A 17,763-nucleotide genomic window follows, 5' to 3' on the forward strand; every position below is an offset into this window, starting at 1 on the left:
ATGCCGACTAATGGTTGTGGAGGGTCTGAGGCGGGACAAGCCGATCCGCGATCATCCGAGCGCCGCTCACCAGTCCTGCCGGAGGCAAGCCCAAGGCGGCGACCTTTTCGTTATCCAGGATAACGGCGACGATACCCTTGTCTTGCTCGGGCTTGAGTACCTGGATCGTGCCAATGAGGGCAGGCTGGTACTGAGGCTGTTCAGCAAGCTCTACGGCAAGAGCGCATCCAATACGCCCGTCCGCCCAGTTCAGCGCACTGTGCTCATAAGGGTTGTCTGGACTGCTATCGAAGTAGCGATCCCCGTGGAACAGGTGAATGCGGCCAGCAGGTTGGGCCTCATAAGGAAGCGGCTCGGGGTCAGAGGTCAGAGACTTCGCCCCGCTGTAAGCCATGTATAAAAGGGTGCCTAGCAAAGGCGTAATGACCCAAAAGATGAACAAAAAAACGAGGATGCCTACCATATCTTCCTCCAAACCCAGAACTCGAACTGGGAAAGCTAAATACCCTGTCAAAAGCTTCTTCTGCACGGATTATAACGACCGACACAAGCGGCTCCACAGACGGCTAATGCAGCTCTGTTACTGGCCGATACTGAGTTTGGAAGGAACTACTCCCTGTTGGAGTGAGCTGGAGCCGGCAATTCTGTAGGTTGAATCGCTGCGGAGGCAGAGCAGTTGATCTAGAGGTACAGATGCAGCTCCAAAAATATCCTGATGAACCACATGCAGTGAGCCCTCATGACGCTTACTCATCACTGGCATGCCTGTCACCAATGGGTGGCATAGAGTCTTCACTCGCAGTGGTGGCGGCAACCTTCTTCACCGCTGTATATGTCCTCGCCGGCACGCTACAGCCATTAGTCGGCGAGGCCGGCTCTCTCATCGTGATCCTGGTGGCTTCATGGCTTGTAGAGCGGGCGCTCAGACCGCTAGTGCTCTGGATGCTGGGGCGGCACGTTTACCGATCCATCTTGCTTATGGGCGGTAAGGAGGCTGCTGACGAGGTTGTTCGAATCTATTCCAATGGCGGCACTCTGAATCGCAGCCAGTTCGATACGCTACTTATTCGGGCAGGCAAGCCCAATTGTGGAGATTTTGACGGGTGAAGTTCGTGTGCTTGCAGCGGGGCATTCTGGTGCTCGCTTCGGCTCTGCTTAGTGGGTGTTTCGACAGTCCAGAACCGCTGGCCAAGCCTGCCATGGCAGTAGCGCCTGGATACATCAGGCTTGATTCTGGAAAGCAGATTCAGGTCATTGGCTACGAACGATGCCCTGGAAGCGGTTATTCGATGGTAGGGCGGGTGGAGGCAGACAACATGCGGAAGCACTGCACTCTCATCGGTGAGGGTGCGAGCCATTTCGATATTTCTGTTGGGACGAGCATCGGGGTCGTCGTCGAACGGTGGTCCGTGGTTGCTGATAGTCGCTCTGTTCGTCTTGTCAGACCTGACGGTGACGGCGCGACCGTATTTCGGATAGCGGATTGACGGCTCCCAGCTCTGCGGCTTGGTGGGGAGCCATCACGCTCACTGATCGGCTTTGCGTTTCAGTTGGTCTTTCAACTGGGTTGGGAGCTGCCTGATAGTCAGTGTGTCGCTCGCTTCGTTGTACTCGATTTTCGAGCCAAGCAAATGCGAATCGAAGCTGATGGAAAACCCCTCCGCTCGGCCAGTGAATCGCCGGAATTGGTTGAGGGTTTTCTTGTCCGCTGGGATTTCTTGTGACAGCCCGTAGTCCTTGTTGCGGATGTGCTCGTAGAACGCTTTCGGGCGATCTTCATCGATGATCTGCGACAGTTCTTCCAGGCTAACTGGAGCCCCGAGCTTGCACTGTGCCGAGGCATAACCGACTAGCGCCTCTGTCTTCTCACGGGCGCTTGGCTCTGGCATGTCTTCCAGCTCCACAAAGTCAGAGAATGCCTTGAGAAGGGTGCGCGTCTCGCTAGGCCCATCGACCCCTTCCATACAGCCGAGGAAATCACGGAAGTAGTGGCTTACTCGCTTCCCGCCTTTGCCTTTGATAAACGAAATGTACTGCTTGGAGTTGGGATTGTTCTGCCACTCGCTGAGATTGATGCGTGCGGCTAGGTGGAGCTGGGAGAGGTCGAGGTGGGCTGACGGGTTCAGAGATAGCTGCCCATCGACAGCAAAACCTTCGGAATGATGAAGTATGGCGATCATCAAATAATCAGTCATGCCCTGGACATAATGAGCCATGAAGACGTGACCGCCGACACTCAGATTCGACTCGTCCATCAGCTTGGCCAAATGCTCGCAGGCCATTCGGGACCACTCAATGAAGTCGAGCGTTGTGTCCAGATAGGACTTGAGCCAGCCGCAAAGAGGGTATGCTCCCGATTCTTCGTGAAACAGGCCCCAGGCTTTGCCTTGGCGTGCGTTGTAGCTCTCGTTCAAGTCCCCGAGCAGATTCTCAACGGCTTCGGATGGGGTCAGCAGCACATCGCTGGTTTGTAGTGCCAATGGACTTCCATCAGGCTTCTTTTCGATCAGATGAAGGATGGCGTTGCGTATCGGCATGGATTGCTCCTGTGTTTTTGGTCGCCAGCGCCTGACATGGAGTCAAGCATGACAGGTGATTGATCGCGCCCTCACAAGAAAGGGGCGCAGTGCGCCCCTTTCACGTTCTCAGCTTGCGTTCGCGAGTGGTACAACGGTCCCGCCTGTGCCCTCGTCGGACTTGATGAGGTCGAGAATTGCTGCCGGGTCTTTCTTGATTGCCGCTACCAGCTCGGTGCGTCGCTTGGAAAGGAAGATGCCGAGGGTTTCGGCATTTTCCTCACTCATCGAGGGAAGGACATGTCTGAAGACAGTGGCAAGGTTCTCGCCGACTTCCAGCATGCGGTCATGAGCCTCTGCGTCGGCTTTGTTAGTCATCAAACACTCCGGGTCGCGGCTACTGCGGTAAAGGACTTCTACAGCCATTCTGATGTTCTCCAGATTCGGACATGGCGGACTATAACGCCCGGTTCGTTGGGCTCTATCGTGGGAGTCTGTGCTTAGGCCTCCTTGATCGTGTTGCAATGCGGGCAATGCCAGTAGATGCGATTTTTTGCGTGTACCTTGGTGCTGTACTTCTGCTGGCAATCAGGGCATTGGCGAAGAACAGAGCAGCGCCCCCCAGTCAGGAACTGGGTGAACCCACGGCAAGCGATGGCAATCGCTGCCGGCGTGATAACCGGATCGGTTACAGCTCGACGGCCTGGATCGCGCTCGACGCGGCGTGCCAGTTCTTCCCTCGCCGATTCAATTTCACCGGGGCTGAGCTGGAGGGTGGTACGGCTATAGCTGGGTGGGTTCAATGCCGCATCAACCAACTGGCGCAGTTGATCATCGTTGTCGGCATAGAATTTGAGCGTGTCTTGGTTCTGCTCGACGTACTGCTCATTGTCAGAGTCGTCCTCGAAGCTGGTCAGAGCTTCCTTGACCAAAAGGACGGCCAAGCTGGCAGGCGCATGCTGGGCGATATACGCCAGCTGCAACTCCAGCTCTCGCATTTCATGCGCCAGCTCCAGCATTTCATCGCTTTCGCGATGTTCGCCTTTGATTGCCAGGGCGAAGGCGGCGTTAAAAAGCTTGTCGCTGCGGGTGGTCATGGTGTGTTGAAGGCTCATTGAATCGCTCCAGTCAGTTGATGAAGCAATGCTGAGCGATGAAGTCCTGTGTCACCGCGTCGTGAGCAGGGGAGTCCTCAAGTCTCCAACTCCTAGGCTTGGGAGTGGCGCTGGGAAGTAACTGTTCCGGGTTCGAATGAACCCTTGATAGCCCCCGTGATTGAATGTCCTCATTCGCAGTGAGGAACACACATAAATGGCCCTGCCACGGTCGAAAGCACAGGTTGAGCGTCAAATCGCAGAGAACGAGAGCTACCGGGATGACCTTGAGTACATCCAGGAAACGCTCGAACAGAACAAGGTGTTCATTGGCCAGTTGACCTCTGAGCAGTCAGGAAATACGGAAGCTACCTTCTGGGTGACAGTGGGTATGTTTCAGCGAGGGTTGCCCGAACTCGTTTTGTCAGGTGTCCCTGCGCCACTGATCAAGGGGATCGTCGAGGAACTTTTCGAGGGGCACGACTTTGATCGCGAGTTCTTGGCCGGGGGGCGGACCAAGGTCATTCACGACCTGACCGTCATCGCGCTTCCTGTCAGCCAGCCTGACTCGCACGATGTTCTTTCGATCTGTCATGACATGTACGCGCTGATCGAGCAGCCCCACCTACAAGTCGTGCAGTTGGTCTTCGCAGATGAGCAGGGGGCATTCCCCTGGAACTCGAATTACTCGGCGAGTGAGCGTCAGTTCCAGCCCGTGCTAGGGGCTCCAGTGGGCGCGATGACAGCAAATTGATCGGACAAAGAAAAAGGGGGCATAGCCCCCTTTTTATTGGTTCGCACTCAGCTAGATAAGGTCGCGAAAGGCTTCCTGCTGGCTTGGGCTGGCGGGAGCAAAGCCAGTGAAGATTCCATTCTCATGGCGAAGCTCATCGAAACGGTTCACTGAGTCCCGATAGAAGACGCGACGGCGACCCAGCCCACCAAGCTTGCCGTTGAGGTCTTCGATCACTCCGGCAGCACTGTTGGTTACGCTCGGCATGTCTTCATCCAAGTCGTCGGTAATGATGACATGGAGGTCGTTGACTGCATGGATGGTATATCGAGCAATGCGCATGTTCGCTTCTCACCTTTTGCGCTAGTCAGACAAGCGCAAGGTTGCCATAAACAGGGGGCCGGATGGCTGCCGTGGAACGGCTTGGCGGCATCATGCTGTTGTTAAAGTCACGGTGCAGAGCCTTTGCGCACTCCCTCATCTGGTAGCTGTACATGAGCCACCATGACACGACCAGCTTGAGGAATGAGTTGAGAGATACATGGCCGATTTGGCGCTTGTGGACTTCCCAAGCGGCCCGTAGGTCAGCCTCTACAGACTCCTTGAACCGCACGGTCGTCTTGCAGGTGTCACCTTCTTCATCAGCGACAGTCAGGTAGGAAGGCGTAGCCTTACGGATCACGTTGATTGACTCGACGCTAGCCGATGCCATCAGTCGATCCTTCATGAAAACCATCGTGTCGCGCTCGTAGAGCCAGGAATCTACGGCTGTACAGATTTCACCATTCACGCTCCTGTTTGCTTCATTCGCCTGCTGCGTAATGGCTGCGTAGAAGCTGGGACTAACGCGGAAAACGACGCGATCTTTTTTGGCGTCTTGAACTGACATTTGCGAATCCTTGATGCCTGGGTGTGCATGTGAGCACACTCTATTGAGCGCGGAGCAGGTGAGTCCACCTAACCTTGTGCAGTTGCCTATCCGCAGCTTCAAACAGGCTTTCCACCTACCCAGAATTGGACCCGAGAAAAGCGCCCAGCCTTGATAACTGTCTGACCCTGGATCGTCACCAGCTTCATCTTGTTTGTAATCCCGAGGCCAAAACGGTCTGGGCGTGCGTTTGAGACAAGCGGGTTTACAGCCATTTCGGTGTTCAACGCCGACTGGTAGGAAAACTTCGGGGCAGCAATAAAGGGGCAGGCCTGCATCGCGTACACGGCACAGCTTTCGTGCATTGGCAGATCGGCAAAAAGACGATTCTTGATAGAGATTGGGCCGCCGACAAAAGCCATCGCTTTTCCGAGTTTTTGCCCACACATACCGCAAAGCCCCTCGCGCAGGGCCAGATTGCATTTCACTGAGTCCTGAGCGCGGTAATTTGGCTTACCGCCCGGCTCCACCAGTGCAGTAAAAAATATCGGGTAGCCGCGCTCATCCTTCGGAAGTGCTGCAATGCGCGGCGGCGTCTGAATGACGGATAAATCAGTCCAAGCTTTCATAGGCATTCCAGGAATGGCCTGCCCTGTGTGAGGTACAGGGCAGTCAAAAAGTCAGTTTGGCACGGCGTGGTTAGATCAAACCAGCCAGGGAGCACTCCAATCGGATGTACCCAGCCGTCCTTTTTGAATTACTGCCGGCTTCGAGAATCATGTTGGTATCGAACAGCTCAATTCGCATGCTCAGGCTCGTAACCACAGCAGTGAAGAACTGCGCTTTGACGCGGACTGCCTCGCCTTCGCCGGATGTGAAGGTGATTTTGAAGTCTTCGTTATCCAGCGGGGCCGCGATCCCGGCAAAGCCATCGATACAGCTGGCGCTATAGGCGGCTTTGATTTTTGCTGCTGACTCGGGATCAGTAAGAACGGTCGCCCAGGCTGGCGTCAGTTCGTCCCACTGTTCCTCTGGCCAGCTGTGCATCAGGTTGGTAATGCTTACGGGTATCGAATATTGAGACATAGATAGCTCCTTCTTGGGTTGGAGCTATGATCCCCCGAGGCATGCGGTGTCATTGCTGTACGTGGCGTAGTCGGCGCTAATCGTCGAGCCCATTGCTGGGGTTTGACGTTGGTAATCAGTCGCCGACTTTGGAGTTGTGGCTGGCCTGTTCCAAGGCCCGCAGTTGCTCTGCGAGTTGTTGCTTTAGAAGGCGCACGCCGTCCAGTAGAGCTTGAAGCTCAGCGTGCCCATCAAGAAAGCTGTCGAGTCCCTGAACAATTGCAGTGTTCATCGACACATGCTTGACGTTGGAATAGTCGAGGAATCGCTCCCTCATGCCATCGGGCATGCGAACTACGAATTTGTCAGCCGTTCGAGAGACAGGTGTCGCTTTCATGATGTTTCCTCGGTGAGAACGCGCTGGAGAATAACGACCGCGACTTCTTTCTCACCCCGAGCACCCCTCATGCTGTGCCCCATCAGGCAGGCAGTCGGAAACGCTCAACGACCAGTGCAGGTTCACTGGTGGATTCCTGTCTTGGTAGGTCAGGGAGCCGCTATAAATCCCCTGCTCAATGAGCGTCCCGGCGGAGCCCTGGATGCGCCTGAGACAGTCACGGCGAAGCTCTGCAAGGGCAGCCGAGTCTTCTTGATCTCCCAGCGAAACTGCTTTGCAGGTGATGGTCAGGGTTCTTGTGTGCGTTACGGTCATGGGGTACTCGGAAATCTGGGCTTCGGTTTTTCCGCGCATGCGCGGGTTTTCATGTGAGCGGGTCAGAGCGACCCGCATCCTTCTTTGCCAAAGGCGCCAGCGGGAAGCCGCCACTCCTGGCCAGCAGGGGTGAAGATCGGCAGCGTGTACTCGCGCTGCTTTGCTTGGGCCAGGGCTTCGAGGTCCGTGATTTCGAAAGCCTCTGCCGTAGCCGAAAGGTCTAGAACGTTGATCCGCTGCCGGCTGATGGTGCTATCGAATTCATTCTCGTAGCTGGCAATAGGGCGCAGACGATGCGGGAAGTAGCGCCGGAGGGTGGCCCAGATCACTGGGCTATTGAACACGCACGTCATACAAGAGCTGCGACTCCATCCAAGCCGGTAAGGAACTGGCGCAACCACGCGGTGCTTCGCGATCAGCTCCCAAACCATTTCCTCGGTGAAGTGAAGGACGGGACGCCACGCATCAACATGGCGCCCCAGGCGTCCAAGGCGGCGGTCAACAGCGTGCGGCTCCAGCTGGTTGTACTTGGCCCGGTTCGAGCTTTCGGCACGGCGCTCCCCTGTGACAAAAAGGGTCTTCTTCCCGAGAAAGCGATCTTGGTTGGTGAGGGCTCGCCGGCCAACGTCGATCTTTGCTGCCGAGCTGCACCAGCGAGTGGCAAGGTTGGCGCTCTGCTGGGGGAACTGCCGCCGTGTCGCCGGCTGTGACCGCTTGGTGTCTCTCTCCAGTTCGAACACCCCGCTTGGGGTTTCGATGATGTGCGGCTGGGAGTAGGAGTTCTCCTTGAGCATTTCGCCCTCGATCCCGCCCTTGAGCCAAGAGAAATACACAGGGAGGCCGAATGCTTCGGCAAACTTCTCGATGTAGCTGTCGTTGAAGGCCCAGTCCATGAGGCTGCTGCCCTCCCTGCCATCCACGGCGTGGTGCCAGATTTCGACCCTGCTCATGTCGGCCCCCTGATCAATCAGGGCAAGCAGGCATGCTATCGAGTCCGACATGCAGACGATGATGTTGTCGTAGCTGCCCAGGTCGATGTTGGGCGCGTCGAAATAAGTGCCCGCAGCCAGTCGAGCCGGCTCAGGCTCGAAGCCTAGCAAGCTCATCTGCTGGCCGAGGGCAGGAATGATCACGGTGTCGTCGAAGCGATCCAGGAGGCTGGCTTTAGCGATGAACTCTCCCGCCACTAAACCGCTGAAGCGGTTGTAGTGGGGGTTTCGCGGGTCTTCGACCGGGGCTTACCTGCTTGCGCGGGCAGAGGCTTGAGTCTCGCCGCCACGCCCGTCCCAGGCGTGTCTTGCGGTGTCCAGGCGTCGAGCAATACGACCCTGGCGCTGTTCTGATCCCTCGGTAGCGAGCAACCGCAGTGCGGGCACAGGTGCCAGCGCTCCTTGAGCGCCTTGGGCACCAGCGCCCAGCAGCCAGAGCAGCGCTGCGAGGGTTTGAGTTGGCGGGTGTGGGCCAGATGCAGCACGGAACCAGCTTCCTGCGCTTTGTAGGTGAGCATCTGGTGCGCCATGCCAAGCCCGGCCGAGAGGATTTCCCGGTTGAGGCCAGCCTTCTGCCGCACGCGCCGGCCCGGTGCTTCGACCGTGCCTTTGGCGCTGCGGCTCATGTTCTGCGGAGCCAGTGCCTCGGTGGCGATCAGCGCGCAGCGCTGCACCAGGGCCGAGGTCTGTTTGTGGATGAAGTCCCGGCGACGATCAGCAATGCGCTGATGCAGCCGGGCAATCTGCTGGGACAGCTGACGGTAGCGGTGTGATCCGCGCTTCTTCCTCGCCCGCTGCCGTTGTAGGTCGGCCAGCCGTGGCAGCGCTTCGCGCAGCCAGCGCGCGTTTTCGATCACGCTGCCGTCATCGAAGTTAGCCCAGTGCGCAAGGCCGAAGTCGATGCCAACCGCTGCATCACCCGTGCGCTGCCGCGCACAAGCTGCCTCGGGCACCCGTAGAGTTATTGAGGCATACCACTGATCCTCGCCGGTCGCCGGGTTGCGACGCCGCAGCAGGGTCAGGTCGTTTGGAGTGAACTCGGCAAAGCGATGGCGTCCGCGCAAACGAATCTTCATCGCGCCCATGCCGCTGCCCAGGCGCAGGGTGCCACCACGGGCGCCCTGCTGGAGCAACTTCCAGCCTGCCGGGTCAGGATAGGTGAAACCCGAGAATCGAGAAGCAGTCTTGAAGCGCGGGAAGCCCGGTGATTGCCCCGCCTTCACCCGGCGAAAGAACGCCTGAAAGGCCCGGTCGAGGCGGCGTAGCGTTTCCTGCAACGCATGACTGCCAAGCTCAACCAGCTCAGGGCGGGACTGCTTGATGGCTGGCAGGGTGTTTTGCTGGTCGTAGTAGCTGATCGATTTACCAGCCTTGGAATAGGCCTCTATTCGCTCTTGCAGGGCCGCGTTGTACAGCTCGGCATGTAGGCGCACCCAGCCATCCAGTCGATTGAGCTGGTTGGCATTAGGGTAGAGTCTGAAAGTTACTTTGCGCCTTTGCATGAGGTGAGGATAACGTCGAATACAGACAGCTCCACTCCAAACAAAACCACAATAAAAATAAATCGAGCGTAAATCCCATGCCGTGAGCTGAAACCAGCATGTAACTCAGCTCAATTCGGAGGTCTGGAATTGGCCGTAGCGATAAGATGGCTCAATTGAGAACCCCACCGGACAGCCTGATGGATCACGAATTCTTCATTGAGCGTTTGCGCAACCTTGCGGGCAACCAGCCTGGGCGTCAGCTCAGCATGCAGCTGGATACGTTCCAGATCATGGGCCGCTTTGGTTTTGTCCTAGCCGCACGCCGGGCGCAGGCGGCAGCGCTGGCAGTGGCGATGGTGATCATCGGCATGTACGGCATGGGGACGCTCGGAGAGCCATCCCTGCTGAGTATGATCGCGCTCGCACTTGGCTATGCCCTGGTGATGCTCATTGTCCTTCGCCGATTCCCATACTGGTCGCCCAGGAAGCCCCTATCCGAAGGCCTGATGGCTCTGAGCGAATGTAGGCTCAACGACCCGGCCAACTTCTTGTCTGGCATCCGCAGTGATCTGCATGCAGTGAACAATGCGATGCTGAGCGAGCTTTGTATGCTGCTGGCACTGGATCGGCGCCGTTCAAATGCTGGTAGCAACCAATGACTGAGCGTGAAGGGGCGTTCGGCGTCGAGACGCTTAAACACCAGTATGCGAGCTGGTGCGCTGCTAGTGCATATGGCCGGGGGCTCGGGGGCGGGGGGAACGAGCTGGCATTCGCCCTGATCGAGGCTGCCGGCTTGGTTGATGTGACCAACCCAGATGACATTGGCGAGGACGTTGACCTGTGGCAGCTCGGCTTCATGAGGAAGATCATGGCCGAGGCGGAACGCAGACGCGTGCCCAACTTTGCGTTTGGTCACGCCCAGAAGCTGGTCAATATCTACCTGAAAACCACTTTGGTATGTGGTGGCCACCACGCTCACTACAAGGTGCAGAAGCTGCATCCCCCGCTTGATTACGAGCTGTTTAAGGGGCTTCGCTCTTATCTCTGGCGACAGAGGAAGGTCCTTGGCAGTGCCAGGGAGGCGTTCCGGGCTGCCCAGGCGACCAACCCGAGTTGGACCACATTCACCGAGGCGGACTACTTGGCTCACATTGCTGCAATCAAGCAGCTCATGGCTGGGCGACCGCTCTACTTGGTCGAGGAACACTGGCCGCTCGGAATTACTGGCGGCTCAGCCTGATTGCAATAGAGCCGCCTTGAAGCTTGCTAGTAGTTGCTGCTGAGCTTCGCAGTGAGCACGTAGCCGCCCACCACGATCAATGCGCAGACCGAGAGCATGAACCACAGCTCGGTGAACCAGGGCAGTTCGACATGGTACGCATAGGCTGTAGAGCTGCCGCCGAACTGATCCAGAGCAGTCTGCTCAGCCTTCATCTTGATCAGCTCATGAAGTCCGGCCCAGAACAGTGCAGCGATAAGCGGCCAGGTGTTCGAGACGCGCAAAGGGAAGGGTGCCCCAGTGGCTTGGATCACCATCACGATGGCCAGCGTTACTGGTGCCGACAGTAGGAGCCGGGCTTGATCGACTACGGCCCAGAACGGCAACCCGAGCTGGTTAGCGACCCAACTGATGCAGAACACGATTGCTCCGAACGCCATTGCAAGAACGATAACGAGCACGGCAAGGAAATCACTTGGCTTCATTGACTGATCCTAAGTTGTTTTGTGGGCTTGATGGGTTATGCGTTGGGTGCAATCTCACTCAGCGTAATCTCCACGCGCCGGTTCTGAGAGCGGCCCTGCGGAGTCGCATTGCTGCTTTTCGGCTCGCTTGCGCCTGCACCACGGACAAACAAGCGCTCATAGGGGACGCCGGCAGCGGTGAGGTACGCGGCAACGGAACGAGCGCGGTCATAGCTGAGGCGGTTGTTGCGGTCGGGCGTGCCAGTGTTGTCGGTATGCCCCGCAATACCCACCTTGTAGGTCTGGGTTTTCAACGACTCCGCCAGTTTGCTTAGTGCCGGATATGCTTCCGGGGCAATGTCAGACGAGCCGATACGAAAGAAAACGTCAGACGGAACTGTCACTACCAGGGATTGTTGACCATTGTCGGCAGGAGCCTGCTGCACCTGTAGATCGGTGTAGGCAAGCTCTGCCTGCATCGCTCTGTAGCGCTTCTCCCAGAGGTATCCAGCGCCACCACCAGCGGCAGCACCGAGTACGGCGCCTTTGATCGCCATCGAGCTATCGCCGAGCGCCGCGCCTACCAGAGCACCGCCAACCGCGCCCACGGTCAGGCCGACACCCGTCCGAGTGATTTCGAAGTTGCCGGTTTGGGGATTACTTGCGCAGCCGCTAATGGACAGGAGGATGGCAAGCGTGCCGGCGAGTTTGAGCATGTTCATTACTGCGAATCTCCGTTGAGTTGGTTCGCAACTAGCATCGCGGGCTCCAGGCCGTGTCAGCGCGAGAGCCATGAAATCGTCAGAGCAGATTCTGGGTGCCGAGCCTACAACAGCCCCAGCTGACATTCGTCCACGCATGCAGCCGATCCCTTCCAGGAATTGCTCAGCGCGACATTGCTATTGGTCAAGGGCAGGGAACGGTATGCCTTGCCGGCCACGTACCAGCGGAGGTGCGCCTCGGCACGCCGACCATTCAGTTGATGGCGAACAACGCGCACTTTGCGCTTGCCGGGCGGAGTGAAGTCGGCGTCCGACTGGATGATGATTTCGCGGCCCAGGACCTGCTTTGCCGCTGCTATGGCTCGCAGCTCCATTTCTTGCTCGGAAGATTGAATGACGCTCTTGGACATGGATTGTGTCTCCGTTGAGGTCCAAGAATGCTATTCGAAGCCGGCCTGTGTCATCGGAGGTAGCGTAGGTGAGCGTTGCAAATGTGGGATGCAAATAAAGTTTCATCCTAACGGGAACGATTTGCTGGGCTGGCTGGGAAGCTCACTGCCCGACCTGTACCTAAAGTCTCATCCTAATGCCTCGCAGCGGCCTTCAAATGGTCGGAAAACCCCGGAGCCATGCGAATAAAGTGTCATCCTTACCTGAAATCGTAAGTCGTTGATTTCTATTGTGACCTTGCTAATTTCCTCCCTGATTGCGGCCTTGCAGGCCGCAATCATTGGGGGTTCCAGGGGCGGACAAGGCCAGAACCCGATTGCTCGGGATGACACTTTATTTCTAAGGATGAAACTTTATTTGCATCCCACAGGAATCGGGGCCATTTCAGTAGCATTGGCACTACGGCAATCATGATGGTCACGAGCGCAATGCCTTGAGCCAAGAACAGGCCGGCATCGGGTCGTTTGGCTATCTGAAGCGTGGGCGCAAAGACTATCGGAGACGCCAGCAGCCATATGACGGCGGCTCGTTGATGAATAGACAAGTGCATCAGCGATCCTCTCGGGTGTGCCACAGACGAAGTAGGTAAATGGTGGAACCCACAATCTCGTAGCGCATCTCGTAGTGCCCGACCAGAATCCGTCTCACGTCACGCGGATCGAACTCTTCCAGCCGCTCCCCAATACGCGGGTTAGGAAGCAACGTGGTCGGTGCGGCGGCGAGTTGCTGCACTGTGCGCGCAGCAGCTGGCTGATTCACCGTCGCCAGGAACTCGTAGAGGCGGGCCAGATCAGACAGTGCCTTGCTCGTCCACTTCAACTCCATCAGCGCGGCACCGGCAGCGGCGTGTCGGTGCTCAGGCTCTCGGCCCAAGCTTGGACGGCCTGGTGGTCGATCACATGGCCAGCGTCTACATCAGCCAGTGCTTCACGGGTTAGACGACTGCGCTCTTCTTCCTGGTCGAGCCAGGCAGACAAGGCTTGCTTAACGATCCAGTTCTTGGAACGCTCCAGGCGTCCGGCGATTTCATCGACTCGCTCGGCCAGCTCGACAGGGACGTGAGCGGTGACGGATCGGGTTTTCGCGGTAGCGGCCATAATAATTGCTCCGGTGGGTCAGACTTGCAGTGCCGGTCGGAAGCCGGCCACAGCGTCAAATATTGAAATCAGTCGGCCAAAGGAAGTAAAACCCGCCAGGCCCTTTGCGGAACTCGCCACCTGCGGATTTACCCAGGTCTGTCAGGTAGTGCATGGTGTCTCGAAGCTCCAGGTATCCCCCCGCAGCAAGTCGATCCATCAGGTCTTTCGTCTTGATGCCAAGCTTGGCAGCAAGCTTTGCGGAGGTGAGCTTGGCCAGAGCCCCAGAACTACCGTCACCGTCATCAGTCGATACAGCAGAGGCACCTTGCGCAGCACCATCCTCGACTTTGCTGACCATTTCCATGGCGATACGAACCTCGTCGCTTACGCGGACGATGCGCTGGGCTTCATCGTAGGCATCACGGTAACACTCAGAGTCAGCCTCGCGAGTGAGCAGGATGCCCATTTCGTTGTTGTTGACCTGGGAGAAGTCGTAGAGGTTGAGACTGGTGATGATGGCCACCTCTTCGTTGAGATAGCACTTGGCGTGAAGGTTCTTACAAAAGCTGGTTCGCACAAACGTCAGGCTCTTGAGCCAGTTAATTTCTTGGGGGTGCAGCTCGCTTTTTCCATAGACGATCCGCACGTCAATCTTCATGCGGTTTTTGTCTTCCAGCAGCTCACGAATCCGGTCGTTGATCTTGAGAAACGGGCTGATCAGGATGAGCCGTTCCTTCGCGTTTTTGATCAACTCTTCCAGGTAATAGTTTGTCGCGCTGGTGTTGAGGAACTTGGGCATACCTTTTCCTTGGGTTCGTTATGGCCGGGCTTCGCGTTGCTGTTCAGACCAAGTTATGAATAATGATTAACTTTGAATAATACGCATCGAGACAGCGCAGTCAAGGGCATCGGCCCGGCCTATGCCGATGGTTGTGGCTCCATAGCCAGGAAGGCTATGGAGTTGGGGCGGTCAGATGGGGGAGATGATCTCGACTCTGCTCTTGTGCGTCGGCAGGCAGATCGTATCTGGCGGACTAGGCTCTGGAGGCACCGTGCCGTCCCACAGCGTCACCACCTTGCGAAGCAGGTTCGCCTGCGCACCCTCAATCGCCTGATCGGCAGTCTTGCCGGACAGGCGCAGATCGATGAAGTTAGGGAAGTCCACATCAACCCGATGGGTGTACTCAGTTACCACGGCAGGGTAGGCCCGAAGGTGATCGCGGAGAATCGGACGGTCTTTCTTGGCTCGTGGCTTTGGGTCTAGCTTGGCCACCAGCTTGTACGTCATGAGGTGGCTGTACCTCTTGAGCATGGCCATGCTTTTGTGTCCCGAGATGGACGCCACCTCAATGGTGTTCAGGCCGCGCTCAAGAAGCGAGCTGATTGCACAGTGGCGCAGATCATGAAAGTGGAGGTCGTCGATGCCAAGGCCCTTTACGAAAATCCGCCATGAGCTTTTGAGGCCGTTTGACGTGCACGAAAAGACACCCCCTTCGCTGAGCGGGGTCATGTGGTTGCGCAGAATGTCGTAGGCGGCTTTGCTCAGTGGCACTTCCCGTGGATCGCCGTTCTTGGTGAGTGGCAACAGGACTGTTCGCTTTTGCCAGCTGATGTTTTCCCAGCGCAAGGAAAGTATCTCCCCTTGGCGCATCGCCGTTTCCAGGGCGAGGACGATGATGGCGTACACCTCTTTGTTTGGGTGACGCCAGGCTGCGCGCAGTACCTTTTTCTCTTCAGCCGGCGACAGTCGCCGTGTGCGGCCTGGTGGGGGTTTCGGCTTCCTGATCTTCTCGACGGGATTGATCAGGTCTTCCATACCCCACTCAGTGATCGCTGTCGTGAAGAGGTGGGAGAGCAGCATGAGTTCCAGCTTTATCGTCGAAGTGGCAAGCGTCTTCGTGCTGTCTCGTGGGTGGGGTGTGGCCAGGCGCTTGTCGCGGTAGGCCACGACATGGATCGGTTTGATCTCATTGAACACCAGGTCGCCCAGCAGGCTGGACAGCGCCTTGATCCTGTACACCTCGGTTTTGTAGCTCCGTTTCCTGATCGAGACGGTCTCAACGTAGTATTCGAGGATGGGCTTTAGCTTTGATGTTGGCGTAGGAATGAACAGCATCAATCTCGCTCCGTAGCAGCAATGACTTGACCCTCGGTTGAGGGCGCACCATTTGCTGTCGGGGCGATGCCTTTACGCAACGCGCAAAGTGTCGCGTATTGTGGCTATGCCAGAACAGCAATGGCCTTGCGCTTTGAGCAACACAGAAAAGGCTGGGAGAACAGGTGAGTATCCACACCCCATGGGTCATCCTGGCGAATAGCGAACCGGGTCGGAGTATCAGTGTGGTGCTCGGCTTCTGCTGGCACAGAAACCATCTGTGGATTGGCCTTCTTTTCCTTGTCCCCGTAGTCGAAGACCAACTGGCTCTTGGCCAGGGTGAACTTGGGCAGGCCTTCCCAGTCACCCTCATACTTCTGGTTGCCGTTGGTTGATCCGTTGTCCGGTGGGGACTGGTACAGCGCTTTGGGTTGGGCTGAGCAGCCGGCGAGGATCGCAAGGGAAAGCAGGGTTGCTGCATGTGTTGTACGCATCGTTCTTCTTCCTTGTAGATGACAGGGCAATGTAGGCCAGACAGCAGCGCGTGTGGCAACGGGCCATCATAAAAACTATATCTACAAGTCGAAGCTGTCCAATCCAGCGCCGAGCGGGTCAACTCTGTTCTGCGAGTCTCTTGGGGTGCCTGAACGGGGGTTTTCCCAACACCTTCCTGCGGCTTCTCACCGTTGCTACTGCGACGTGAAACATGTCTGCCAGCTCCGTGTCTGGGCGCGTAGACAGAAGGTCATCTAGCTCGCTGGGGAGTGAGGCGTAGGCCTCAAGGCCAAGCTCTCGACGTTGGTTGTCTAGGTGGTATTCGCTGAGCCCTGTCAGCCTTGCCAACCTTCGGGCTGGCATCGTGCTGAGGTAATGCGCCAGCTCATCCGGTAGCCGGCGCTCACGAAGCAATCGTTTGCTGAGTTCGCTGTCCTGGAGGGCCAAAGAAAGGCGCTGGGCGGCGTAGTCAGCAGTAGGACCGCCATACTGCGAGGCCAGCTCGGCATCTGTCATCGCATTCAGCTCAGCCGCGCTCACCAGTTTCCAGTACGTGCGGCTTGCCGGGCCTGCAATTCGTAGTGACTTTCGCTTCTGCCGAACCGCGTCGATGGGGATGCCAGTTGCCCGAGCGATCTGAGCATTGGTGTGCTGAGGAAATAGCGAAATCCACTCTGCCTTCCAGCGCCCGCTCGCCGGAAGATCATCACCCGTGATTTGAAGCTCAACCTTGGCGAGTTTGCGGTATGCCTCAACCGCATTGGCATCTACGTCCCATCCCTTGGCGATGTTGGCTGAACCGTACTTCCCGACAAGCTCACGGACATGAGGCTCCAGCTTGGGTTTGCGCGAGCTGTAAGACGACAAACCCCGGTCAGCACGAATCAACGCTATCAGCTCAGGGGTAATGGTGATGGCGTAGAACCGACTGATCAGTTCAGCCAGAAGACCATCTTCGACTTGGCCCAGCAAGCATGGCCAATCAACGTCCATGGGGCCGTTCAACGGGTGCGGGAAGGATGGAAGCCCATATCGGGTTCTGAGAACGGCAACCCTCCTGGCCGTTGAATTACCTAGCAGCCCAGCAATGCGCTCATTACTGAGGGTCACGGCCACGATTGGCAGCCAGAAGGGCAGGCGTTCAGGTGCCATAAGGTGGTGCTCTCGTTGCAATGCCGGTCGGGAGGATGGTGCCCGGAAATAATACAGGCACGCATATCGCCGATCTATGAGAGCAGGGGCAACGCAGATTGCCGAGCAAGGGCGCCCGAGCAGGAGTTTTGCTCGGGGGAAGGATGGATCAGCGTCAGTCGGTCACGCTCAGGGAGGTGATCGCTCTGCGCGGCAGACCCCGTACTTCTAGTGCGGGGAAGGATAGCGCGGGCCGCGAAGCGGTCCTATACTCAAAACTGTACAGATAGACAGTATTTCTATGCTCCGACGCCAAGCCTACAAGTTCCGCATCGAGCCAACCGGCGAACAGCAGCGCAAGCTGCGACAGTTCGCCGGAGCCTGCCGCTGCGTGTTCAATGAGGCGCTGACGTTGCAGCAGAGAAACCGCGAAGACGGCGGCAAATATATCGGCTATGTGGCGATGGCCAAGCAACTCACAGCCTGGCGCAACGGTGCGCTGTTGCCCTCCGGGCGGCTGGCGCCCTGGCTGAAGGTTGCCCCGGTGCATCCCTTGCAGCACGCCCTCAAAGACCTCGACCGGGCCTACCAGAATTTCTTCGAGAAGCGTGCCGACTTCCCCCGCTTCAAGAAGCGCGGCCTGCACG

25 protein-coding genes are annotated in these 17,763 nt (G+C 57.3%); 5 read left to right on the forward strand and 20 right to left on the reverse strand.

Annotated features, from left to right (window positions below):
- Positions 1-7: 7 nt before the first annotated feature.
- Positions 8-463, reverse strand: coding sequence for a hypothetical protein (locus PSOLE_RS19080; RefSeq protein ID WP_074860900.1), 456 nt, complete (start codon positions 461-463; stop codon positions 8-10).
- A gap of 230 nt (positions 464-693) precedes the next feature.
- Here PSOLE_RS19080 and PSOLE_RS19085 point away from each other — a divergent pair, with 230 nt between their 5' ends.
- Positions 694-1,107 carry a hypothetical protein gene (locus PSOLE_RS19085; RefSeq protein ID WP_139205027.1) on the forward strand — a complete coding sequence of 138 codons (414 nt, stop codon included), beginning with the start codon at positions 694-696 and terminating at the stop codon, positions 1,105-1,107.
- 419 nt (positions 1,108-1,526) lie between these two features.
- Here the strand turns inward: PSOLE_RS19085 and yejK are convergent, their stop codons facing one another.
- From yejK to PSOLE_RS19105, 3 genes are all read right to left on the reverse strand, one after another.
- Entirely contained in the window at positions 1,527-2,537 is a 1,011-nt protein-coding gene (yejK, locus tag PSOLE_RS19095) for a nucleoid-associated protein YejK (protein WP_074860909.1), read from the reverse strand.
- 108 nt (positions 2,538-2,645) lie between these two features.
- Positions 2,646-2,942 carry a YebG family protein gene (locus PSOLE_RS19100; RefSeq protein WP_074860912.1) on the reverse strand — a complete coding sequence of 99 codons (297 nt, stop codon included), beginning with the start codon at positions 2,940-2,942 and terminating at the stop codon, positions 2,646-2,648.
- 74 nt (positions 2,943-3,016) lie between these two features.
- Positions 3,017-3,631, reverse strand: coding sequence for a hypothetical protein (locus PSOLE_RS19105; protein ID WP_074860914.1), 615 nt, complete (start codon positions 3,629-3,631; stop codon positions 3,017-3,019).
- Between the two features lie 196 nt (positions 3,632-3,827).
- Here PSOLE_RS19105 and PSOLE_RS19110 point away from each other — a divergent pair, with 196 nt between their 5' ends.
- A complete protein-coding gene (locus PSOLE_RS19110; RefSeq protein ID WP_074860917.1) occupies positions 3,828-4,364 on the forward strand; it encodes a DUF4262 domain-containing protein in 537 nt (178 codons plus the stop codon).
- Positions 4,365-4,415: 51 nt separating this feature from the next.
- On the opposite strand, the gene PSOLE_RS19115 is transcribed toward PSOLE_RS19110, so the two are convergent.
- From PSOLE_RS19115 to PSOLE_RS19150, 7 genes are all read right to left on the reverse strand, one after another.
- Positions 4,416-4,685: a hypothetical protein gene (locus PSOLE_RS19115; RefSeq protein WP_074860920.1), complete on the reverse strand. Its 270-nt coding sequence runs from the start codon at positions 4,683-4,685 to the stop codon at positions 4,416-4,418.
- Between the two features lie 25 nt (positions 4,686-4,710).
- Positions 4,711-5,232 (reverse strand): hypothetical protein, encoded by a 522-nt coding sequence (locus tag PSOLE_RS19120; protein WP_074860925.1) that lies wholly within the window; start codon positions 5,230-5,232, stop codon positions 4,711-4,713.
- Positions 5,233-5,330: 98 nt separating this feature from the next.
- Complete coding sequence (locus PSOLE_RS19125; RefSeq protein WP_058151555.1) at positions 5,331-5,840, reverse strand: hypothetical protein; 510 nt, start codon at positions 5,838-5,840, stop codon at positions 5,331-5,333.
- Positions 5,841-5,910: 70 nt separating this feature from the next.
- Positions 5,911-6,297, reverse strand: coding sequence for a hypothetical protein (locus PSOLE_RS19130; protein WP_042919667.1), 387 nt, complete (start codon positions 6,295-6,297; stop codon positions 5,911-5,913).
- Positions 6,298-6,412: 115 nt separating this feature from the next.
- Positions 6,413-6,673: an Arc family DNA-binding protein gene (locus tag PSOLE_RS19135; RefSeq protein ID WP_073937603.1), complete on the reverse strand. Its 261-nt coding sequence runs from the start codon at positions 6,671-6,673 to the stop codon at positions 6,413-6,415.
- A 377-nt stretch (positions 6,674-7,050) separates the two neighbouring features.
- Positions 7,051-8,175 carry a phosphoadenosine phosphosulfate reductase domain-containing protein gene (locus PSOLE_RS19145; RefSeq protein WP_244597307.1) on the reverse strand — a complete coding sequence of 375 codons (1,125 nt, stop codon included), beginning with the start codon at positions 8,173-8,175 and terminating at the stop codon, positions 7,051-7,053.
- Complete coding sequence (locus tag PSOLE_RS19150; RefSeq protein ID WP_074860928.1) at positions 8,175-9,479, reverse strand: RNA-guided endonuclease InsQ/TnpB family protein; 1,305 nt, start codon at positions 9,477-9,479, stop codon at positions 8,175-8,177. The genes PSOLE_RS19145 and PSOLE_RS19150 overlap by 1 nt, the downstream gene beginning before the upstream one ends.
- A gap of 179 nt (positions 9,480-9,658) precedes the next feature.
- Here PSOLE_RS19150 and PSOLE_RS19155 point away from each other — a divergent pair, with 179 nt between their 5' ends.
- Positions 9,659-10,120, forward strand: coding sequence for a hypothetical protein (locus tag PSOLE_RS19155; protein ID WP_115288513.1), 462 nt, complete (start codon positions 9,659-9,661; stop codon positions 10,118-10,120).
- Positions 10,117-10,701 carry a hypothetical protein gene (locus tag PSOLE_RS19160; RefSeq protein WP_074860934.1) on the forward strand — a complete coding sequence of 195 codons (585 nt, stop codon included), beginning with the start codon at positions 10,117-10,119 and terminating at the stop codon, positions 10,699-10,701. Before PSOLE_RS19155 ends, PSOLE_RS19160 begins: the two co-directional genes overlap by 4 nt.
- 26 nt (positions 10,702-10,727) lie before the next feature.
- On the opposite strand, the gene PSOLE_RS19165 is transcribed toward PSOLE_RS19160, so the two are convergent.
- The 9 genes from PSOLE_RS19165 to PSOLE_RS19210 form a co-directional block, all read right to left on the reverse strand.
- Positions 10,728-11,165 (reverse strand): hypothetical protein, encoded by a 438-nt coding sequence (locus tag PSOLE_RS19165; RefSeq protein WP_074860937.1) that lies wholly within the window; start codon positions 11,163-11,165, stop codon positions 10,728-10,730.
- Between the two features lie 35 nt (positions 11,166-11,200).
- Positions 11,201-11,866 (reverse strand): OmpA family protein, encoded by a 666-nt coding sequence (locus PSOLE_RS19170; RefSeq protein WP_042919681.1) that lies wholly within the window; start codon positions 11,864-11,866, stop codon positions 11,201-11,203.
- Between the two features lie 104 nt (positions 11,867-11,970).
- A complete protein-coding gene (locus PSOLE_RS19175) occupies positions 11,971-12,276 on the reverse strand; it encodes a hypothetical protein (RefSeq protein WP_074860940.1) in 306 nt (101 codons plus the stop codon).
- A 589-nt stretch (positions 12,277-12,865) separates the two neighbouring features.
- A complete protein-coding gene (locus PSOLE_RS19185; RefSeq protein WP_074861376.1) occupies positions 12,866-13,141 on the reverse strand; it encodes a type II toxin-antitoxin system RelE/ParE family toxin in 276 nt (91 codons plus the stop codon).
- The gene (locus tag PSOLE_RS19190) at positions 13,141-13,413 is read right to left on the reverse strand and encodes a CopG family ribbon-helix-helix protein (protein WP_074861374.1); all 273 of its coding nucleotides are present in this window, start codon (positions 13,411-13,413) and stop codon (positions 13,141-13,143) included. The genes PSOLE_RS19185 and PSOLE_RS19190 overlap by 1 nt, the downstream gene beginning before the upstream one ends.
- Before the next feature lie 55 nt (positions 13,414-13,468).
- Positions 13,469-14,194, reverse strand: coding sequence for a phospholipase D family protein (locus PSOLE_RS19195; protein WP_074861372.1), 726 nt, complete (start codon positions 14,192-14,194; stop codon positions 13,469-13,471).
- Positions 14,195-14,365: 171 nt separating this feature from the next.
- Positions 14,366-15,511, reverse strand: a complete 1,146-nt coding sequence (locus tag PSOLE_RS19200; RefSeq protein WP_074861370.1) for a site-specific integrase — start codon at positions 15,509-15,511, stop codon at positions 14,366-14,368.
- Between the two features lie 104 nt (positions 15,512-15,615).
- On the reverse strand, positions 15,616-15,984 hold the full coding sequence (locus PSOLE_RS19205) for a hypothetical protein (RefSeq protein ID WP_074861368.1): 369 nt from the start codon (positions 15,982-15,984) through the stop codon (positions 15,616-15,618).
- Positions 15,985-16,102: 118 nt separating this feature from the next.
- On the reverse strand, positions 16,103-17,137 hold the full coding sequence (locus PSOLE_RS19210) for a hypothetical protein (protein WP_084344005.1): 1,035 nt from the start codon (positions 17,135-17,137) through the stop codon (positions 16,103-16,105).
- 280 nt (positions 17,138-17,417) lie between these two features.
- Between PSOLE_RS19210 and PSOLE_RS19215 the strand changes: the two genes are divergently transcribed.
- Positions 17,418-17,763, forward strand: a 346-nt coding sequence (locus PSOLE_RS19215; RefSeq protein WP_140418995.1) for a helix-turn-helix domain-containing protein, incomplete at its 3' end; no start/stop codon positions are given.

The sequence above is a fragment of the Pseudomonas oleovorans subsp. oleovorans genome (assembly GCF_002197815.1).
Taxonomy (GTDB): Bacteria; Pseudomonadota; Gammaproteobacteria; order Pseudomonadales; family Pseudomonadaceae; genus Aquipseudomonas; species Aquipseudomonas oleovorans.

Coding starts and splice junctions, on each gene's coding strand:
- PSOLE_RS19080 (WP_074860900.1), bottom strand. CDS start 463: ATGGTAGGCATCCTCGTTTTTTTGTTCATCTTTTGGGTCATTACGCCT.
- PSOLE_RS19125 (WP_058151555.1), bottom strand. CDS start 5,840: ATGAAAGCTTGGACTGATTTATCCGTCATTCAGACGCCGCCGCGCATT.
- PSOLE_RS19135 (WP_073937603.1), bottom strand. CDS start 6,673: ATGAAAGCGACACCTGTCTCTCGAACGGCTGACAAATTCGTAGTTCGC.
- PSOLE_RS19210 (WP_084344005.1), bottom strand. CDS start 17,137: ATGGCACCTGAACGCCTGCCCTTCTGGCTGCCAATCGTGGCCGTGACC.
- PSOLE_RS19115 (WP_074860920.1), bottom strand. CDS start 4,685: ATGCGCATTGCTCGATATACCATCCATGCAGTCAACGACCTCCATGTC.
- PSOLE_RS19205 (WP_074861368.1), bottom strand. CDS start 15,984: ATGCGTACAACACATGCAGCAACCCTGCTTTCCCTTGCGATCCTCGCC.
- PSOLE_RS19105 (WP_074860914.1), bottom strand. CDS start 3,631: ATGAGCCTTCAACACACCATGACCACCCGCAGCGACAAGCTTTTTAAC.
- PSOLE_RS19185 (WP_074861376.1), bottom strand. CDS start 13,141: ATGGAGTTGAAGTGGACGAGCAAGGCACTGTCTGATCTGGCCCGCCTC.
- PSOLE_RS19170 (WP_042919681.1), bottom strand. CDS start 11,866: ATGAACATGCTCAAACTCGCCGGCACGCTTGCCATCCTCCTGTCCATT.
- PSOLE_RS19120 (WP_074860925.1), bottom strand. CDS start 5,232: ATGTCAGTTCAAGACGCCAAAAAAGATCGCGTCGTTTTCCGCGTTAGT.
- PSOLE_RS19085 (WP_139205027.1), top strand. CDS start 694: ATGCAGCTCCAAAAATATCCTGATGAACCACATGCAGTGAGCCCTCAT.
- PSOLE_RS19190 (WP_074861374.1), bottom strand. CDS start 13,413: ATGGCCGCTACCGCGAAAACCCGATCCGTCACCGCTCACGTCCCTGTC.
- PSOLE_RS19175 (WP_074860940.1), bottom strand. CDS start 12,276: ATGTCCAAGAGCGTCATTCAATCTTCCGAGCAAGAAATGGAGCTGCGA.
- PSOLE_RS19130 (WP_042919667.1), bottom strand. CDS start 6,297: ATGTCTCAATATTCGATACCCGTAAGCATTACCAACCTGATGCACAGC.
- PSOLE_RS19160 (WP_074860934.1), top strand. CDS start 10,117: ATGACTGAGCGTGAAGGGGCGTTCGGCGTCGAGACGCTTAAACACCAG.
- PSOLE_RS19100 (WP_074860912.1), bottom strand. CDS start 2,942: ATGGCTGTAGAAGTCCTTTACCGCAGTAGCCGCGACCCGGAGTGTTTG.
- PSOLE_RS19150 (WP_074860928.1), bottom strand. CDS start 9,479: ATGCAAAGGCGCAAAGTAACTTTCAGACTCTACCCTAATGCCAACCAG.
- PSOLE_RS19155 (WP_115288513.1), top strand. CDS start 9,659: ATGGATCACGAATTCTTCATTGAGCGTTTGCGCAACCTTGCGGGCAAC.
- PSOLE_RS19200 (WP_074861370.1), bottom strand. CDS start 15,511: ATGCTGTTCATTCCTACGCCAACATCAAAGCTAAAGCCCATCCTCGAA.
- PSOLE_RS19195 (WP_074861372.1), bottom strand. CDS start 14,194: ATGCCCAAGTTCCTCAACACCAGCGCGACAAACTATTACCTGGAAGAG.
- PSOLE_RS19110 (WP_074860917.1), top strand. CDS start 3,828: ATGGCCCTGCCACGGTCGAAAGCACAGGTTGAGCGTCAAATCGCAGAG.
- yejK (WP_074860909.1), bottom strand. CDS start 2,537: ATGCCGATACGCAACGCCATCCTTCATCTGATCGAAAAGAAGCCTGAT.
- PSOLE_RS19165 (WP_074860937.1), bottom strand. CDS start 11,165: ATGAAGCCAAGTGATTTCCTTGCCGTGCTCGTTATCGTTCTTGCAATG.